The organism is Undibacterium sp. RTI2.2 (assembly GCF_035018705.1).
In the GTDB taxonomy this organism is placed as follows: Bacteria; Pseudomonadota; Gammaproteobacteria; order Burkholderiales; family Burkholderiaceae_D; genus Undibacterium.
This window is the reverse complement of sequence record NZ_JASJXN010000061.1, coordinates 1-16274: the sequence shown is the minus strand read 5'-3', so window position 1 is coordinate 16274 and position 16274 is coordinate 1. Positions and strand designations below refer to the sequence as shown.

Genomic DNA, 16274 nt, shown 5'->3' with positions numbered 1-16274 from the left:
AGCGACGCTGGTAGCAGGAATCCCCTTCCTTTCTGTGTAAGCAGCAGCCGCACGGCTGAGGTGGGGGAGGACGTCAACCGACGAAGAAGTCGTGGAGCGCTGTATTGAGAATCCCTACTGGCAATACTTCTGCGGCGAATAGTATTTCAACCATCGCCTGCCGATCGATCCAAGCCAGATGACGCGCTTTCGTAAGCGCATCGGAACGGCCGGTTGCGAAACCATGCTGAAGATGTCGATTCAAGCAAGACTCCCCAGCAAGACCATCACGCCGCGCTCGCTGCAAGTGGTCAATGTGGATACGACAGTGCAAGATAAGGCAATCGCTTTCCCGACCGATGCACGGCTGTACCACAAGGCACGTGCTGCATTAGTGCGACAAGCCAAGAAGTGCCGTTTGCAATTACGTCAAAGCGACGAACGGCTAAGCAAACGCGACCTAATGATGAATGGGCGCTACGCTCATGCCAAGCAGATGAAGCGCGCCAGAAGCATGCAGAAGCGTTTGCGTACCTACCTGGGTTGTGTCATTCGCGACATCGAACGCAAGCTCCAGAGCCAACCGTAGTTGACCGAGCACTTTGCCAAACTGCTGGAGATCGCCAAACACATCCACCTACAGCAGCGGCAAGACAACGACAAACTCTACAACGTCCACGCCCCGGAGACGGAATGCATCGCCAAGGGTAAGGCGCACAAGAAGTACGAGTTCGGCGTCAAGGTCAGCATTGCAAGTACCAGCGCCGATAACTTCGTCGTCGGGATGCAGGCATTGCCGGGGCGTCCCTATGATGGCCACACGCTGAAACAGGCGATCGAACAGGTCGCCGCACTCACCAGCACACTTCCAAAAGAAGCTTACGTTGATCGCGGCTACAAGGGTCACAAATTGGAGGGGTTATCGGTCTGGAGTGCCGGCGCTAAACGTGGTGTGACGGGTGCAATCAAGAAGAAGCTCGAGCGCAGAAATGCGGTGGAACCCGTCATCGATTACATGAAATCGGACGGTAGGCTGGCGCGAAACTTCCTCAAAGGCGCAGAAGGTGACGCAATGAATGCCGTATTGTGTGGTGCCGGTCACAATCTGCGAAAAATCCTCAGGCGCCTAACGCTTTTTTGGCTTCGCATTATATTGTCGGGGATGCGTTTGTTCGATTTACGCATCCCTGCATTTGTACTCGCATGAACAAAAAGCGACTTTTTCAGGCGCGACGAATTAGATGGGTTATTTTTCAATTAGCGGATCTAGTCAAGCTTGATGTTCGTGGTTTCCGTGAAAATAGCATCAAGAGCGCTCTCCGCGAGTTTCTTAGACGCCTGAATTATCCAGCGAAAATCATAATGCTTTGCGCGCACGGGTACTCGGCATCCCTACTGAGTTTTCGTCAAACAGGACAAACTTCAAATGTTGTTGTATTTCTAAATAATTAAGGATGCTTTAAGTTTTTGATTGTTATCTTTTAAAAACTGGTTTTTTTTGGTAAAAATGGGTAGAAAACTTCAATCCCTCGTGATCCAGATGGGCAGCAAATAGTCGATTACGTGCTACTTTCTCATCTCGGTCTGATAATCGCCGGCTCACTAGAACATGCATATTAATACTACGCAGTATTCCAATGAAAGTTATTCAATGCTGTTGAGATTGAATCCATTCTCTGCTTTACTTTTATTATCGACGATCCTCTCTTCATCTGCTTTTTCCAAGGAAAGTGAGTCCATTCAAAAGCCGCCCGACCAACAGCAGAGATCAACGACGGAATCAAATGCGCCTACTTCAAAGATACCGACCGATAATAATATTCCTACCGTAAATATCAACTCAAAATTAAAGCGTACACAAATTGATATTGATCGAAAGGTATATGACGTTGCGAACGATTTACAAAGCATTTCAGGTAGCGCTGCTGACATCTTAAATACAATCCCATCGGTTCAGGTGGATGGTGACGGCAATGTAGCCCTTAGAGGGGACAGTAAGGTGGTTATTTTGATTGACGGGAAAGCTTCTTCGCAGCTATCTGGATCAAATGCTGGTGCAGGATTGTCACAGTACTCCGCAAGTGATATCGAAAAAATTGAAGTGATGACGAATGCACCCGCTGAGTTCGCATCCGAGGGAACGGCGGGCGTCATCAACATCATTACAAAACGCAACAGACAACCTGGATCCTTCGGCGCTTTTGCGCTCAATGCTGGAAATCAAGGAAGAGTTGTCAGTGATATCAGCGGCGCATTCAATGCTAGCAACCTTAATATTTCAGGCGGAATAGGATTTCGTGAAGATCAGCGACAGCGTCGCATTGTATCGACAACGACAACCTTAGGACAGGAAGGCGCCGCAACCGGTTTCAGCGCAGAAGACCTTCACGAAAATGCGCGGCGTCTTAATCCGTCTTTAAAAGGAGCTATCAACTATCGTGTCGACGAGAAGCAGTTACTTGACTTCGATTTTCGACTACGACAGCGTAGCGGTCGGCGTAATTACGATTCTCAAAGCACATCTGTGCTTTCAAACGGTAGTATTACCAGTGATTCATCCGGCCACAGCGATGGTCACGAATGGAGTCTCAGCGGCGAACAGCGTTTGAGCTATAAAACAATACTTACGTCGTCTGAGGAGACTCTGGCGATCATTTTACACCGATCAACCGACAAAGAGCGCGAACGCTATCTTCTAGCTACTAGTTATCAGATACCAGTTGGTCAAATTGGTGGAAATCAAATAGCGCAAAACCACTACTTTATTACAGATGATTTCAGCGCTGATTACCGAACTTCACCCGCAGAGGGGACGATAATTAAGTTAGGTTATAGTCTGCGTCATGACAGTAATGGAATTGATTTTTCAGGAAACGATATTAATCCTACAACAGGATTGTTAACAACCACCTCGGTATTGAAAAACCAATTTGATTATCAACGAACCATTCAAGCAATATACGGTTCTTACCAAAAAATGGTGAATGCGACTGACGTTCTTGCGGGTCTACGCGTCGAGCAGACACAAAGCGAAGGTGATCAGCTGACATCCAACCAGATCAATAAACAAAATTATTTCGGGCTATATCCGAGTCTGCATCTTGAACGAAAACTAGACCAACATTCAACCGTATTTTCTGCATACAGCCGACGGCTATCGCGCCCCGACCCAGAAGACTTGAATCCATATATTGATTTCCGTGATCCTCAAAATCTCCGCAGTGGAAATGCCAACTTGCAACCACAGCAAAGTCAGTCGCTAGAAGCAGGCTATAAAATAGAAACGGACACACAGAATTTTGCTATTTCAGGCTATCTAAAACAGATTAAAAACGGATTTACTGTAGTGACCACATTGGTGGCACCGAATGTTCGGCTTACCCAAGCAGCGAACCTGCCTCTTAGTAAATCTGCTGGAGTTGAGTTGCTGGCCGATGGACCGCTGTCGCATACTCTGTCGTATCGCCTAAGTAGTAATTTGTTCTATACCCAGGTGGATACCCTCGGAGCGGGCATTTCATCTTTGCAATCAGTGACTGGCATAAATCTAAAAGCCAACCTAGACTACCGACCCACTACTATTGATACTGCTCAATTATCGTTTAGCCGCACTGATAAAAAGTTAACTCCGCAGGGGTATATTGCGCCACTAAATCTTGTTAATATTGGATATAAGCGACGTATACAACCCAACTTATCTTTGATACTGACAATATCCGACTTGTTCAACGGGCAGCGGCAGATTAGGTACCTTAATACCTCACAGTTTCAGACAACCTATGATCGATTCCAATATGGGAGGGTTGCATATATTGGGTTTAATTATTCGTTCGGTACGACAAAAAAATCTAAAGCCGAGAGTTTTGATTATGATCAACAATAGCTGAAAGAATAGTTTTAACCTTTTCTCTTTTAGAGATACGAAAAATTTAGATGACAACAAGAGCGAAATTGTTGTGGAACGATTACATGCGCACATGCTTCAGTAAAACGTAAGCAGGATTGATAGATGCTACTCTCGGATGTATAGACAACTTAGGTTTAATATTCGAACTGATTAGTATTTCTTTTTTTCGTTCTTATCGGGCCTTTCCCTTTCCCTCCAAGAGGAAAGCCAATGGTGATTATCTATCTGAGTCATGTTGAACAATTCTGTCTTAAACCGATGCTGGAACTAGAAGGCTGGGAGCGCCAGCGTAACTTAAACAATTTAGTATTCGTTGATTATTGGGGTTCCGGTGACGCAGCCGCATCATCCTCACATTAGAAGCTTGGTGAGGATACGCCGCTCTGAGTTAGGTTTGAACCAAAAATCAGAAAACAGGTTACGTAAAGAGTATTTTTGACCAGATGCGCGACAAGCCTCGTCCAAGCGACCGGTTGCGCAGCAACCTTTAGGTGAAGCCGTCGAGTTTGGGCGGGGAAGGATAGCGCGAACGGCGCAGCCGTCCTTGCTTTTGGTTTAATGGGGTGTATTTTGCTGCTCAATGTACTGCCGAATGATGCTGATCGGAGCGCCGCCGCAGGACGATGCAAAATAGGAGGGCGACCACAATACGCCTTTCCAGTATCGATCACGAATATCAGGCCGGTCTTTCCGCAGTAACCGACTAGACACCCCTTTTAGGCTGTTCACCAGCGCCGACACTGCCACCTTTGGCGGGTATTCCACGAGCAGATGAACATGGTCGTCTTCGCCGTCCATCTCGATGAGATGCGCATCGAAGTCAGCGCAGACATTGCCGAAGATAGCGCGAAGCCGCTGGACGGCATCGCCATCAAACACTTTACGGCGATATTTCGCCACAAAGACCAAATGCACGTGCATTTTAAAAACGCAGTGTCTACCCCTACGAATATCATTGTTTTCTGTCATAGACCAAATATAATCTAATCATGCAACGCCTTCAAGCCTACAAATATGAGCTACAGCCCAATGGGGAACAGCAGCGCGACATGCGCCGATTCTTCGGGTCATGTCGCTTTGTGTTTAACAAGACGCTGGCGATGCAAAAAGCCTTGTACGAACAGGGCGAAAGAAAGCTGGGCTATGCTGGCCTGTGCAAATCGCTCACAGCATGGCGTAGCGCCCCTGAAACACTATGGCTGGCCGATGCGCCTGTGCATCCTCTGCAACAAGCGCTCAAAGATTTGGAGCGGGCCTACACCAATTTCTTCGCTAAACGCGCCGACTTCCCGCGCTTCAAGAAAAAGGGAGTGGGCGACAGCTTCCGCTACCCGGATTCAAAACAGTTCAAGATCGATCAGGCCAATAGCCGCGTGTTTCTGCCCAAGTTGGGCTGGATTGGCTATCGGAACAGCCGCGACATCCTTGGTACAGCCAAGAACATTACCGTGTCGTCCACGGGTGGCAAGTGGTTCCTGTCGATTCAAACCGAGCGGGAGGTTGATCAGCCTTTGCCGACAGCGACAAGCGCGATCGGCATCGATGTCGGCATTGCCCGGTTCGCCACCATGAGCGACGAGAGCTATATCACACCGCTCAACAGCTTCAAGAAGCATCAGCAACGTCTTGCGCGTTATCAGCGCCGCATGAGCCGCAAGGTCAAGTTCAGCAACAACTGGAAGAAGGCGAGAGCCCGTGTCCAGCAGATTCACACCGGCATTGCCAACGCCCGGAAAGACTTCCTGCACAAAGCCACAACGACGATCAGCCAAAACCACGCGCTCGTATGCATTGAGGATTTGCAGGTACGGAACATGTCCAGGTCTTCCAAGGGCAATAGCGAACAGCACGGCAAACGGGTCAGTCAAAAGTCCGGCCTGAATCGCGCCATTCTCGACCAGGGCTGGGGTGAATTTAGACGACAACTGGAGTATAAGGTGTCGTGGAACGGCGGCATGCTTCTGGCCGTTCCGCCACACAACACTAGTCGCACTTGCCCTTGTTGTGGTCATATATCGAAAGACAATCGGCAAACACAAGCCAAATTCCTGTGTGTCGATTGCGGTTACGAAAATAACGCCGATGTGGTCGGCGCGATCAATGTTTTAGAGCGGGGATACCGCTTGTTAGCCAGTGGAGAGTCGGTGCAATCAGGCCGCTCTGCGAAGCAGGAACCCACCGAAGCGACTCAAGCAGTTTTTGTTTGAGCGCCGTAGGAATCGCCGACCTTCAGGTCGGCGAGGATGTCAAACACCACAAAAAAACTCATCTACGAAGTAAAGTGTGAGTTTTTTAAAAAATATTTTTATCCGTCAATTAACTAAAAATAATTGTAGCGATCAAGCCTTGTTCAAGCGGATTATTGTCAAACTCGATTCTGGCTGAATGCATATCAGCGATACTTTTCGCAATCGCCAATCCCAAGCCACTTCCCCAAGGTTCAACTCCATCGCAACGATAAAATCGGTCAAAAACTCGGCTGCGGTCTTCAGGACTAATTCCTGGCCCATTATCTACCACACGAATAATTGATTTATTATTTTGGTACTTCACACTAATATCAACACGTCCACCAACTGGGGTATAGCGTAAAGCATTATCTACAATATTATTCAAGAGTATATTGAGGTCATCCATATTTCCACGGATACTGGGTGTCAAGGGATCAAAATCCATACCAAATTCGATATTTTTGGTCGCTGCCAATGGGTAATAATCAACGACGACTTTCTCAGCTAATTTCTGCAGACTGAGGTCATGAAATAACAGTTGTTCTCGTCTAGGTTCATGACGTGCCAAAGTGAGCAATTGATGGACTAAATGACTAGTCCTATCCAGCCGCTCATGTAATTTATTAAATGCGATTAATCGTTGATCTTCGCCAACAGCGCGCTCTACCAACTGTAGTTGTAACTTCAATGCCGCTATAGGAGTTCTTAGCTCATGTGCAGCATCAGCGATAAAAGCTCGTTGTGTCGTCAATGCGATATCAAGGCGCTTTAATAAATCATTTAATGCTTCAGCGACGGGAACTACCTCTGGTGATAGTCCATCTAAATAAAGCGGTTGTAAAGCATCAGGTGATCGGCTCATTACTGCATAGGCAAATTGCGTCAACGGTAGCAAGCTGCGACCTACTGCTATCCATATGAAGTATGCCAGTATAGGAATTAAAATGAGGAAGGGAAGTAAGCATCGAAAAGCAATTCTCGCAGCTAGGGTCTGACGCACCAGAGTTGGTTGTGCGACTTGTATCATTAAATTTTGCTTCGTCCGGCTATACACACGCCATTGCTCATCACCGATGGTGACCGTCTTAAATCCTAACGCTGGATATAAAGGTAATATAGATTCAGGATCAGACGAATAGACGGAATGCCCCTTGGAGTCCCATGCCTGGAGTACGACCTTTTCCTCTGGTCCACCATCGATATTATCATTACTACCTGCTGCAATCGGGACCGGCAGTGAACCCGCCACTTGCTTTAATTGTGCGTCAAATAATTCGCTAGCTTCCTCCCTTATTTTTAGAAAAAGTGCACTTCCTGCGATAATTGAGCAGACAAATGCCCCGCCAAATAACCATAAGAGTAATTGCTGACGTATGGTTCTCATGGCTGATCAAGCACGATGTAGCCAACGCCACGAACATTTTTTATAAAATCAACCCCTAGCTTTTTTCTGAGATGATGAATGTAAACTTCAACAGTGTTACTTTCAACTTCTTCCATCCAGCCATACAGTTTTTCTTCTAATCGTGATTTGGAAACTACTTGTCCCGGTGGATCCATGAGAGCTTGTAATAAGGCGAATTCGCGGGAAGACAATTGCAGAGGCTCACCGTTCAAAGTTGTCGTATGACTTGCGGGATTTAACCTAACCCCTCGGCAATAAATAGTAGGCTGAGGGCGTCCTGCGTTCCGTCGCAATATTGCCCGAATACGGGCAAATAGCTCATCTAGATTAAATGGTTTAATCAAATAATCATCAGCACCGATGTCTAAACCTAAAATACGTTCAGCTGTAGTATCCCGCGCAGTTAGAATCAGTACAGGAGTAGCTCCGCCTTGCTTACGGTAATCTTTAAGTACTTCCAAGCCTGCTTTTTTCGGCAAGCCCAGATCCAGTAGGACAACGTCATATACGTCATTCGATAGCGCCATTGATGCACTCACACCATCGCGCACCCAGTCAACAGCATAATGTTCAGCTCTTAGACCTTCCTCAACACTTTCTCCAATCATCCTGTCGTCTTCTATTAATAGCACGCGCACCTAGATTCCCTTTTAGATAAAAATTGTGTTGCCGATTGTAGTGCAGCGAGTCTTAAAAGCTACTTAACATGAACACAAACAGTATTAGTAAGAATATTGTTGGATGGCTTAAGGATTATTTAAGAATTCAGAAATTATGATGTAGTTACTTAAATTAGTTCTCAGCGCTGTTTTATAACTAAATATCTATTTTCCTAGTCTTATATAGAACAAACCTCATGCGAAGATATTACGTGGCCTTACTGTGCAGCTTACTAACTGCTTGCGCAACTTATCAACCAATGCCACTTGCCAAAGATTTTTCGACACAAGAGTACCCATCTCATTTAACTACGAATTTCAAGTCATTGCCAGTTGCTGAGCAGCGAACACATCCGTTTCAGTCGGCAGAGCGCTTAAGTATGACGGATGTGGCGATTATCGCTGTATTGAATAATTCGGATCTGAAGATAGGACGAGACGACGCTGGTATCGTGCAAGCACAAGCTTTCGCCGCAGGATTATTGCCAGATCCTCAGTTAGCCTTGAGTGGCGATTTATCAAACTCCGCTGGACCAGGTTCGACTAAAGCATTTAGTTATGGCCTTAGTTTTGATATCAGTGCCTTGATTACTCGATCATCGATATTGTCTGCGGCTCAAGCCGAAGTAAGAAAAACAGATCTTAATCTTCTATGGCAAGAGTGGCAGGTCGTGTCGCAGGCTCGACTACTTTATGTCAAATTAGTACAGGGACAAAAATCAAAAGAAATCCTTCAATACAATCAAGCACTATTTTCTGATCGTTATGAACGAACGAACATGGCGTTAAGTCGAGGACTTTTAATCAGTGACATGGTCACTCCCAACTTAACTGCACTTGAGGATGTACAGAAACAAGTAAATGATTTAGAGCGGCAGACGAATCAATACCGACACGAATTAAATACATTATTAGGATTAAAACCAGAGACGATTGTTGTTCTGCAGGATACAGTATCACTACCGGATTTAGACGAAAAAGCGATTCTTATAGCGCTAGATAAAGTCACTGAAAGGCGCCCTGATCTGATGGCGTTAGAAGCAGGTTACCACGCGCAAGATCAGCGCTACCGTGCTGCGATAATTGCTCAGTTCCCCTCATTAAATCTCGGGTTGACTCGCGCACGAGACTCTAGTGGCATTTATTCAAATGGTGTCGGGCTCACTTTATCGTTACCGATTTTGAACCGGAATCGAGGCGTCATTGCTATTGAAAAAGCGACACGGCAAAAGCTGTATGACGAATATCAGCAACGTCTGGATATTACTAATAACGATGTTCATAAAATTCTGGATGATCAACAAATTAATGAACGGCAGTTACAACAAGTAAAGATAGGGGTAGCGCAGCTTTCCGTCGCATCTAAAAATTCGGAGATTGCATTACAGCATAAAAATATCGATTCCCTTAGTTATGCAAATGTTCATGCGGCTTTACTAGCAAAACAACTTGAGGAAATTAATCTTCAGGAAAATATTCTCGAACAAAGAGTTGCGTTGCAGACCTTAATTGGCGGCGACCTGCCTTTCACAACCTCTCTAAAAAGCAAGCACCCATGAGACCAAAAATTCTATTTTCCGGCTTGATTGCGGGCGTTGCGGTAATAATTACATTGGCCTTATTTAAACTCAATGGTAACGCGCAGAAGACGGCAGAAGTTGCCGATAAGGTCGAGGAGGCTCCCAGTGTTTTAGTCAGAACACAAATAGTGAATCAACAATCCTTAGACCGCACATTGACTACGTTCGGGGAGGTTGTTACAGGAAAAGTGAGCACTATCAACGTCCCACAAGCAGGACAAGTTAGCCAAATACTGGTGATCGTTGGTCAGCAAGTACGTCAGGGTGAAACACTTGCGATTTTGTCGACGGACCCAAATGCTCAAGCGTCATATGCGCAGGCGTTAACTTCAGCAAAATTTGCTGCTAATGAACTTCGAAGAATAGAGGATTTAGCTTCACTTCAACTGGCTACGCAATCTCAGTTGGATACGGCGAAAAAACAGTTAGATGATGCCGAGTCCAATTTTCTGACACAAAAAAAATTAGGGGGCAATGTCACAAATTTAAAAATACCAGCCCCATTTGACGGGGTTATAGTGAACCTAATAGTAGCTCAAGGAGAGCGCATTCCTGCAGGAGGTGGGATATTACAGCTCGGGCGCACAGATACTTTAAGAATTCAATTAGGGATTGAACCTGCGCAAAGCCGTTTGATCAGATCGGGTATGTCGGTGAACGTTACTTCTGTCCAAGACGTGTCGAAAATTTCTACCGTAAAAATAGGTGATGTACAAAATCTGGTTGATTCAAAAACCCAATTAGTTAACGCTTTTGCCGATTTACCCGCAAAAGTAAATTCAGCTCTCATTCCAGGCATGCGTGTACAAGGAATAATTCATATCGGGAACAATCTTGTATGGGAAATCCCAAGACAAGCCGTATTGAGTGACGACAAAGGCGCCTATCTTTTTCAGATTTCAGACAGAAAAGCACATCGTGTCCCTGTGACAAAAGTGATTGAAACTTCCAATACTTATGGCGTCAACGGAAATCTAAATCCTTCAATTCCAGTAGTTGTGCTGGGCAATTACGAATTACAAGATGGAATGTCGGTTCGTGAGGTTGGGCGATGAGCGCAATTACCTGGACACAATCCCATCGTCGGTCGATACTATTTTTATTACTAATACTCGCTCTTGCGGGCGTTATTGCAGCATTAAAACTGCCAGTATCTTTATTTCCAACCGTCGATTTTCCAAGAGTTGTTGTAGCACTAGATGCGGGAGATCAACCAGCAGAGCAGATGGAAATGTTAGTAACCCGACCTGTTGAAGAGGCTGTACGACGTGTACCCGGCGTACGCAATGTTCGTTCTACGACTAGTCGAGGATCTGCAGAAATTTCGGTCAATTTTGATTGGGGAAGAGATATGGCTTCCTCTGCTTTGCAGATCAATGCTGCCATTGCGCAAATATCCGTGCAATTACCCCAAGGCACACTCGTATCGACGCGGCAAATGGATCCTACCGTTTTCCCCATCATTGCCTATAGTTTGACGACAAACAGCCTTACGTCTACCCAATTACGCGATCTTGCAGAATACGATCTCAGACCCTTGTTATCGAGTATTGATGGTGTTTCACGGGTACAGGTTTTAGGCGGTAGTGTTGAGGAATATAGGGTAACTATCGATCCGATAAAACTAAAATCGGTTGATTTGACGTTTGACGATGTTTCTAAAATGCTCGCTAGTACCAATGTCATCAGTGCGGTAGGACGTTTAGAAGATCACTATAAATTATATTTGGCTATTGCTAATAGCCGATTTGAAAACATTGAGCAAATTCGACATAGCATTATAAAAAATCAATCGAATGGGATAGTGCATCTAAGTGACATTGCAACGATTGAGCAATCAACTGTTCCCGGATGGACACGTGTGACTGCTGATGGAAAAAATGCCGTCTTATTTTCTGTTTATCAGCAACCTGGCAGTAATAGCGTGCAGATTGCAGCAGACGTCAAAAAAAAGCTTAATGAATTCCAAGCGCAGTTACCCGCCGGAATAAAAATATCGAACTGGTACGACCAGAGCCAATTGGTATTGGCCTCTGCATCTAGCGTACGCGATGCGGTATTAATCGGGGTGGCATTATCCGCACTGGTTTTACTTTTCTTTCTGCGCAACATCAAAGTAATGTTGATCGCTATCGTAGTTGTTCCAGCCGTTTTATCAACTACCGTTGTCTTATTCTATGTATTAGGGATGAGTTTCAACATTATGACTTTAGGTGGAATGGCCGCGGCAGTGGGTCTAATCATCGATGACGCAATTGTCATGATCGAACATATCATCCGTAGATTACAAGACAATAATAGCAAGATGCATGAGCGGGTCATGGCCGCCGCTTTGGAGTTTATTCGGCCACTAGCTGGCTCTAGCGCATCCACACTAATTATTTTTGTTCCGTTGGCTTTTTTGACTGGTGTCACCGGGGCTTTTTTTAAGGCACTGTCGTTGACGATGGCTGCGGCTCTGTTTATTTCGTTCCTAGTCACATGGTTGGCGGTCCCGCTACTTGCCGATAAATTCTTAAACTCAAAGGATGCCGACCACAAAGTTGAAACGCACTTGATTCGTTGGATGCATACTAGATATGAAAAGCTTTTACATACTCTTCTTACTCGACCAATCCTGATTTTGTTTGGTGTTCTACCTTTGGCTTTATTAGGTTGGATTGCTTTTCAACATGTTGGATCGGGCTTTATGCCATCCATGGACGAAGGTGGTTTTGTACTTGATTATCAAAGTGCTCCCGGAACTGCATTGACAGAAACAGATCGTTTGCTAGTCCAGGTTGAAGAAATTGTCAGAGCAACCCCAGATGTAGAAACTTATTCCAGACGTACCGGTACGGGTCTTGGCGGTGGTTTGAGTGAGGCTAATCAAGGCGATTTTTTCGTACGTCTGAAGCCTTTTCCACGTCGTCCGGTAGAGGAAGTGATGGACGATATACGTACCAAAGTAGAGCATCAGGTTCCTGGGCTAAAGATTGAAATGGCTCAGTTAATGGAAGATTTAATCGGAGATCTGACCGCTGTACCTCAGCCAATTGAAATTAAGTTATTTTTAGCCAGTCCGAATCAATCAGGAGTAATTGCCGCCAGAGTTGCTGATGCCATCTCAAAAATTCAAGGTGTTGTGGATGTGAAAAACGGTATCAATCCCGCGGGTGATGCACTTGAAATACATATCGATCAAGTCAAGGCCGCAGTCGAGGGAATGGATATTGATACCGTGACAAAAAGTATAGACACAGCATTAAACGGTAATGTTGCAACCCAGGTAGCCAATAGCATAAAAACCATTGGCGTTCGTGTTTGGGTTCCTAAGTCGATAAGAAATACTGACACCGATTTGAGGAGTCTGTTGGTCAGAGCACCAGATGGACATATGTTTCCATTAAGTCGGGTAGCTAGCATCATTGCTGTCACAGGCCAACCTCAGATCGCACGTGAAAATCTGAAACGAATGATCGCTGTCACCGGACGGATTAGTGGCAGAGATCTTGGTTCGGTTATTGCAGACGTAAAAGTAGTGATGGCTCAAAAAAATCTACTTCCACAAGGTAGCTACTATCAATTAGGTGGGCTATATGAGCAACAGCAAATTGCTTTCCAGGGATTACTTTCGGTTTTTGCTGCGGCAAGTACCTTAGTCTTTCTATTACTTTTGTTTATATATGAAAGTTTCCGTCTGGCGATTGCTATTTTGTTGACTGCTTTGCTCGCGGTATCGACGGTATTTATTGGTCTTTGGATTACCCATACAGAATTGAATATTTCCGCGATGATGGGTATGACAATGATTATCGGAATGGTGACCGAAGTCGCCATTTTCTATTTTTCTGAACAACAAGATCTAATTACGCAAGAAGATCTGCTCGCTTCAATGATACATGCAGGTATTAACCGCATGCGCCCGATCGCGATGACGACGATCGCAGCGATTTTGACTTTACTTCCATTGGCGTTTGCGATCGGACAGGGATCAGAGATGCAACAGCCTTTAGCCATCGCCATTATTTCAGGCCTTATTTTTCAATTGCCACTAGTGTTATTGGTTATGCCAGTGGTGTTTTATACGATGCGTGACAAACACGCGCCCTAACTTTAAAAGGAAATCGAAATGCTTACTATGACTAAAAAAAATACGATGGTATCGACCGCATTTGTACTGCTTTCAATAGTTACTGCTGCAGTTTTTATAGCACCTGCTATGGCGACTGATTTGAACTATCGTGTAACCAATATGCAGCATTTGGATGGTGATATTAAATGGGATTATTTAACATTTGACGCTGATCACCAAAGACTATTTATTACTAGAGGAGATCACGTTGATGTATTTGATCTGGGTACAAAGACTGTTACAGCAACGATCCCGAATACGAACGGTGTTCATGGTGTAGCGTTAGCGCCTGCGTTAAATAAAGGATTCACTAGTAATGGGAAAGATAATTCGGTAACTATTTTTGATTTATCCTCACTCAAAATAGTAGGCACCGTTTCAGTAGGAAAAAAGCCAGATGCAATTATTTTTGATTCTTTTAGTCAGCGTGTATTTGTCGCAAATGGTGAGTCAATGAATTTAACTGTGATTGACGCCGTATCCCAAAAAATACTTGGCACTATTATGCTGGAAGGTAAACCAGAATTTACAGCTGTTGACGGTAAAGGAAAATTGTTTGTTAATGTTGAGGATAAAAATCAATTAGTCTCGATTGATACTCAAAAAATGAATGTTTTGAAAAAGATTGATTTGTCTTCTGTCTGCGATGAACCCGCTGGACTATCTATCGATATGCAGCATGGAATGCTGTTCGCCGGCTGCCACAATCAAAAGATGGCTATCGTTGATGGGCAAACTGGAAAAATTATAGGTTCTCCTACTATTGGTAAGGGAAGTGACGCTACTGTTTATGATCAGGAACGTCAGCTTGCATTTAGCTCTAATGGCGATGGAACCTTAACAGTTGTTGGTGTCGACGCAAAAAATACTTATGTCACTAAGCAGACTGTAAAGACGATGGTGACTGCAAGAACAATGGCACTCGATACCGTATCGCACAATATTTACCTTGTTGCAGCAGAGTTAGACGTACCGGCTAAGGCTTCAGAAAATCAGCGTCCAAAATTGAAGCCTGAATCATTTACGCTAATCACCGTTTCTTCCAACTAAATTTGTAATAGATTGACTTTGGATGTGAAGATATTTGACTGCTAAAGTCAAATATCTTCCTATAATTCAGATCCAAAAAATACTTTTCCGTACTTAAGATATGCCCTCTATTTATTACCGACTGAGAGCACTAAAAATTGCTTGTCCACCACTGTCGGTAAATAAATGACTTTAGTTTTCTTGTCCATTGCCATAGTCTTTGCACCTTGAGCAGTGACTACATTGTCCAGTACTTTGTAGTGATCACTGTCCAACTGTTTAATGACCGTTAAAGATCCCCCTCCATCGCCGTTAGAAGAGAAAATCGTTGCAGTTTCCTGATCGTAGATGACTGCATCTGGATGCTCGCCAATAGTAACCTCTGCAATTACTTTTCCATTTTTTGCATCGGTAACTATCATTGCTTTATTTTGGCAAACTGAAAATAAGCGATCATTCGGAATGTCGATTGCTAAACCAGTAGGTTCGTCACAATTTTTTAAGTGCCAGCTGGAGATCAGTTTATTCGTAGCGACATCAATCGCATTGAGTTGGGATTTATCTTCAATATTAAAAAAAATCTTACCTGCGTTATTACTAACTGCGAACTCAGGTCTGCCGTTAGTGGGAATGCTTGCGATAACTTTCATACTGGTGCCGTCAATCACTGTCACATTGGCAGTTTTTCCATTAAATACGAATAATTTTTTGGAATTAGGTTCGTACAATATGGCATCAGGATTAACGCCGTCGACTTTAATCTCTTGCTTTACCTTCAGCGTGTCTAAATCAAATACCGTTACCGAATTTGTCTTGCCATTGCTGGTAAAACCTAATTTCAGATCCTCTGCAAATGCTACGCCATGAACTCCCATCGTGCTCGGAATCTGATCAATTAGTTTTCCGCTTGGTAATTCAAACACTTCAACCCGGTCACCTCTGGTAACAAACAGGCGGTGCCGGACTGGGTCAATATCCGTATAGTCCCATTTACTTACAGAACCTAAGGACCATTTTTGTAACACTGCGAAGTTTTTTTCAGCAGAATAAGATGGTTGTTGTATTAAGCAAATCGTCGCGATTATTCCGGTGCAGATAGCACTCTTTTTTGGTCGAAAGTTCATATATATTTCCTGTACTTAGTAGTTAATATTTAAGCCAAGTTGATAAGTCGCGCCGTAAAATTCACGCTGAATGGTACGATTAGAGCTTGCCTCTACAAATTTCAATGGCGTGTTCGTCAAATTTTTAGCATTAAAATAAATTGAGACATTGTCGTTAATATCGTAAGAGTGTTGGCGCGCACTCAATATTGACCAGATAAACGCAGTTATACGCACTGAATATTGACCAGGTAAATTAACCTATCC

General features: G+C 44.4%; 14 protein-coding genes. 10 read left to right on the top strand and 4 right to left on the bottom strand.

The genetic code is table 11. The annotated features are described in order from the left end of the window. Positions 1–55 precede the first annotated feature (55 nt). The 5 genes from QN395_RS21710 (at position 56) to QN395_RS19900 (ending at position 4246) form a co-directional block, all read left to right on the top strand. The gene (locus tag QN395_RS21710) at positions 56–142 is read left to right on the top strand and encodes a transposase (RefSeq protein WP_369124353.1); all 87 of its coding nucleotides are present in this window, start codon (positions 56–58) and stop codon (positions 140–142) included. An 81-nt stretch (positions 143–223) separates the two neighbouring features. Next, the gene (locus tag QN395_RS19915; protein ID WP_323493129.1) at positions 224–568 is read left to right on the top strand and encodes a hypothetical protein; all 345 of its coding nucleotides are present in this window, start codon (positions 224–226) and stop codon (positions 566–568) included. Continuing rightward, a complete protein-coding gene (locus tag QN395_RS19910; RefSeq protein WP_322118946.1) occupies positions 569–1186 on the top strand; it encodes a hypothetical protein in 618 nt (205 codons plus the stop codon). 402 nt (positions 1187–1588) lie between these two features. Then, entirely contained in the window at positions 1589–3862 is a 2274-nt protein-coding gene (locus QN395_RS19905) for a TonB-dependent receptor domain-containing protein (RefSeq protein ID WP_323492655.1), read from the top strand. Positions 3863–4096: 234 nt separating this feature from the next. Further along, positions 4097–4246, top strand: a complete 150-nt coding sequence (locus QN395_RS19900; protein WP_322118948.1) for a hypothetical protein — start codon at positions 4097–4099, stop codon at positions 4244–4246. 195 nt (positions 4247–4441) lie between these two features. Here the strand turns inward: QN395_RS19900 and tnpA are convergent, their stop codons facing one another. Beyond that, a complete protein-coding gene (gene tnpA, locus QN395_RS19895) occupies positions 4442–4855 on the bottom strand; it encodes an IS200/IS605 family transposase (RefSeq protein ID WP_322118949.1) in 414 nt (137 codons plus the stop codon). A gap of 20 nt (positions 4856–4875) precedes the next feature. Between tnpA and QN395_RS19890 the strand changes: the two genes are divergently transcribed. Then, positions 4876–6093, top strand: a complete 1218-nt coding sequence (locus QN395_RS19890) for a transposase (RefSeq protein WP_322118950.1) — start codon at positions 4876–4878, stop codon at positions 6091–6093. Positions 6094–6202: 109 nt separating this feature from the next. Here the strand turns inward: QN395_RS19890 and QN395_RS19885 are convergent, their stop codons facing one another. After that, on the bottom strand, positions 6203–7501 hold the full coding sequence (locus QN395_RS19885) for an ATP-binding protein (RefSeq protein WP_322118951.1): 1299 nt from the start codon (positions 7499–7501) through the stop codon (positions 6203–6205). After that, positions 7498–8160 (bottom strand): response regulator transcription factor, encoded by a 663-nt coding sequence (locus QN395_RS19880; RefSeq protein ID WP_322118952.1) that lies wholly within the window; start codon positions 8158–8160, stop codon positions 7498–7500. The genes QN395_RS19885 and QN395_RS19880 overlap by 4 nt, the downstream gene beginning before the upstream one ends. A 233-nt stretch (positions 8161–8393) precedes the next feature. On the opposite strand from QN395_RS19880, the gene QN395_RS19875 reads away from it, so the two are divergent. Genes QN395_RS19875 through QN395_RS19860 form a run of 4 tightly spaced genes read left to right on the top strand, consistent with a single transcriptional unit; the run spans position 8394 to position 14925 of the window. Then, complete coding sequence (locus QN395_RS19875) at positions 8394–9740, top strand: TolC family protein (RefSeq protein ID WP_323492657.1); 1347 nt, start codon at positions 8394–8396, stop codon at positions 9738–9740. After that, on the top strand, positions 9737–10816 hold the full coding sequence (locus tag QN395_RS19870) for an efflux RND transporter periplasmic adaptor subunit (RefSeq protein ID WP_322118954.1): 1080 nt from the start codon (positions 9737–9739) through the stop codon (positions 10814–10816). The genes QN395_RS19875 and QN395_RS19870 overlap by 4 nt, the downstream gene beginning before the upstream one ends. Continuing rightward, on the top strand, positions 10813–13854 hold the full coding sequence (locus tag QN395_RS19865) for an efflux RND transporter permease subunit (RefSeq protein WP_322118955.1): 3042 nt from the start codon (positions 10813–10815) through the stop codon (positions 13852–13854). Before QN395_RS19870 ends, QN395_RS19865 begins: the two co-directional genes overlap by 4 nt. Positions 13855–13872: 18 nt before the next feature. After that, a complete protein-coding gene (locus QN395_RS19860) occupies positions 13873–14925 on the top strand; it encodes a hypothetical protein (protein ID WP_322118956.1) in 1053 nt (350 codons plus the stop codon). A gap of 107 nt (positions 14926–15032) precedes the next feature. Here the strand turns inward: QN395_RS19860 and QN395_RS19855 are convergent, their stop codons facing one another. After that, positions 15033–16028 carry a hypothetical protein gene (locus tag QN395_RS19855; protein ID WP_322118957.1) on the bottom strand — a complete coding sequence of 332 codons (996 nt, stop codon included), beginning with the start codon at positions 16026–16028 and terminating at the stop codon, positions 15033–15035. Positions 16029–16274 lie beyond the last annotated feature (246 nt).

What these genes read in the sequence shown, in the direction of transcription:
- QN395_RS19915 (WP_323493129.1), top strand. Translation starts at nt 224, where the DNA reads ATGCTGAAGATGTCGATTCAAGCAAGACTCCCCAGCAAGACCATCACG.
- QN395_RS19905 (WP_323492655.1), top strand. Translation starts at nt 1,589, where the DNA reads ATGCATATTAATACTACGCAGTATTCCAATGAAAGTTATTCAATGCTG.
- QN395_RS19900 (WP_322118948.1), top strand. Translation starts at nt 4,097, where the DNA reads ATGGTGATTATCTATCTGAGTCATGTTGAACAATTCTGTCTTAAACCG.
- tnpA (WP_322118949.1), bottom strand. Translation starts at nt 4,855, where the DNA reads ATGACAGAAAACAATGATATTCGTAGGGGTAGACACTGCGTTTTTAAA.
- QN395_RS19890 (WP_322118950.1), top strand. Translation starts at nt 4,876, where the DNA reads ATGCAACGCCTTCAAGCCTACAAATATGAGCTACAGCCCAATGGGGAA.
- QN395_RS19885 (WP_322118951.1), bottom strand. Translation starts at nt 7,501, where the DNA reads ATGAGAACCATACGTCAGCAATTACTCTTATGGTTATTTGGCGGGGCA.
- QN395_RS19870 (WP_322118954.1), top strand. Translation starts at nt 9,737, where the DNA reads ATGAGACCAAAAATTCTATTTTCCGGCTTGATTGCGGGCGTTGCGGTA.
- QN395_RS19865 (WP_322118955.1), top strand. Translation starts at nt 10,813, where the DNA reads ATGAGCGCAATTACCTGGACACAATCCCATCGTCGGTCGATACTATTT.
- QN395_RS19860 (WP_322118956.1), top strand. Translation starts at nt 13,873, where the DNA reads ATGCTTACTATGACTAAAAAAAATACGATGGTATCGACCGCATTTGTA.
- QN395_RS19855 (WP_322118957.1), bottom strand. Translation starts at nt 16,028, where the DNA reads ATGAACTTTCGACCAAAAAAGAGTGCTATCTGCACCGGAATAATCGCG.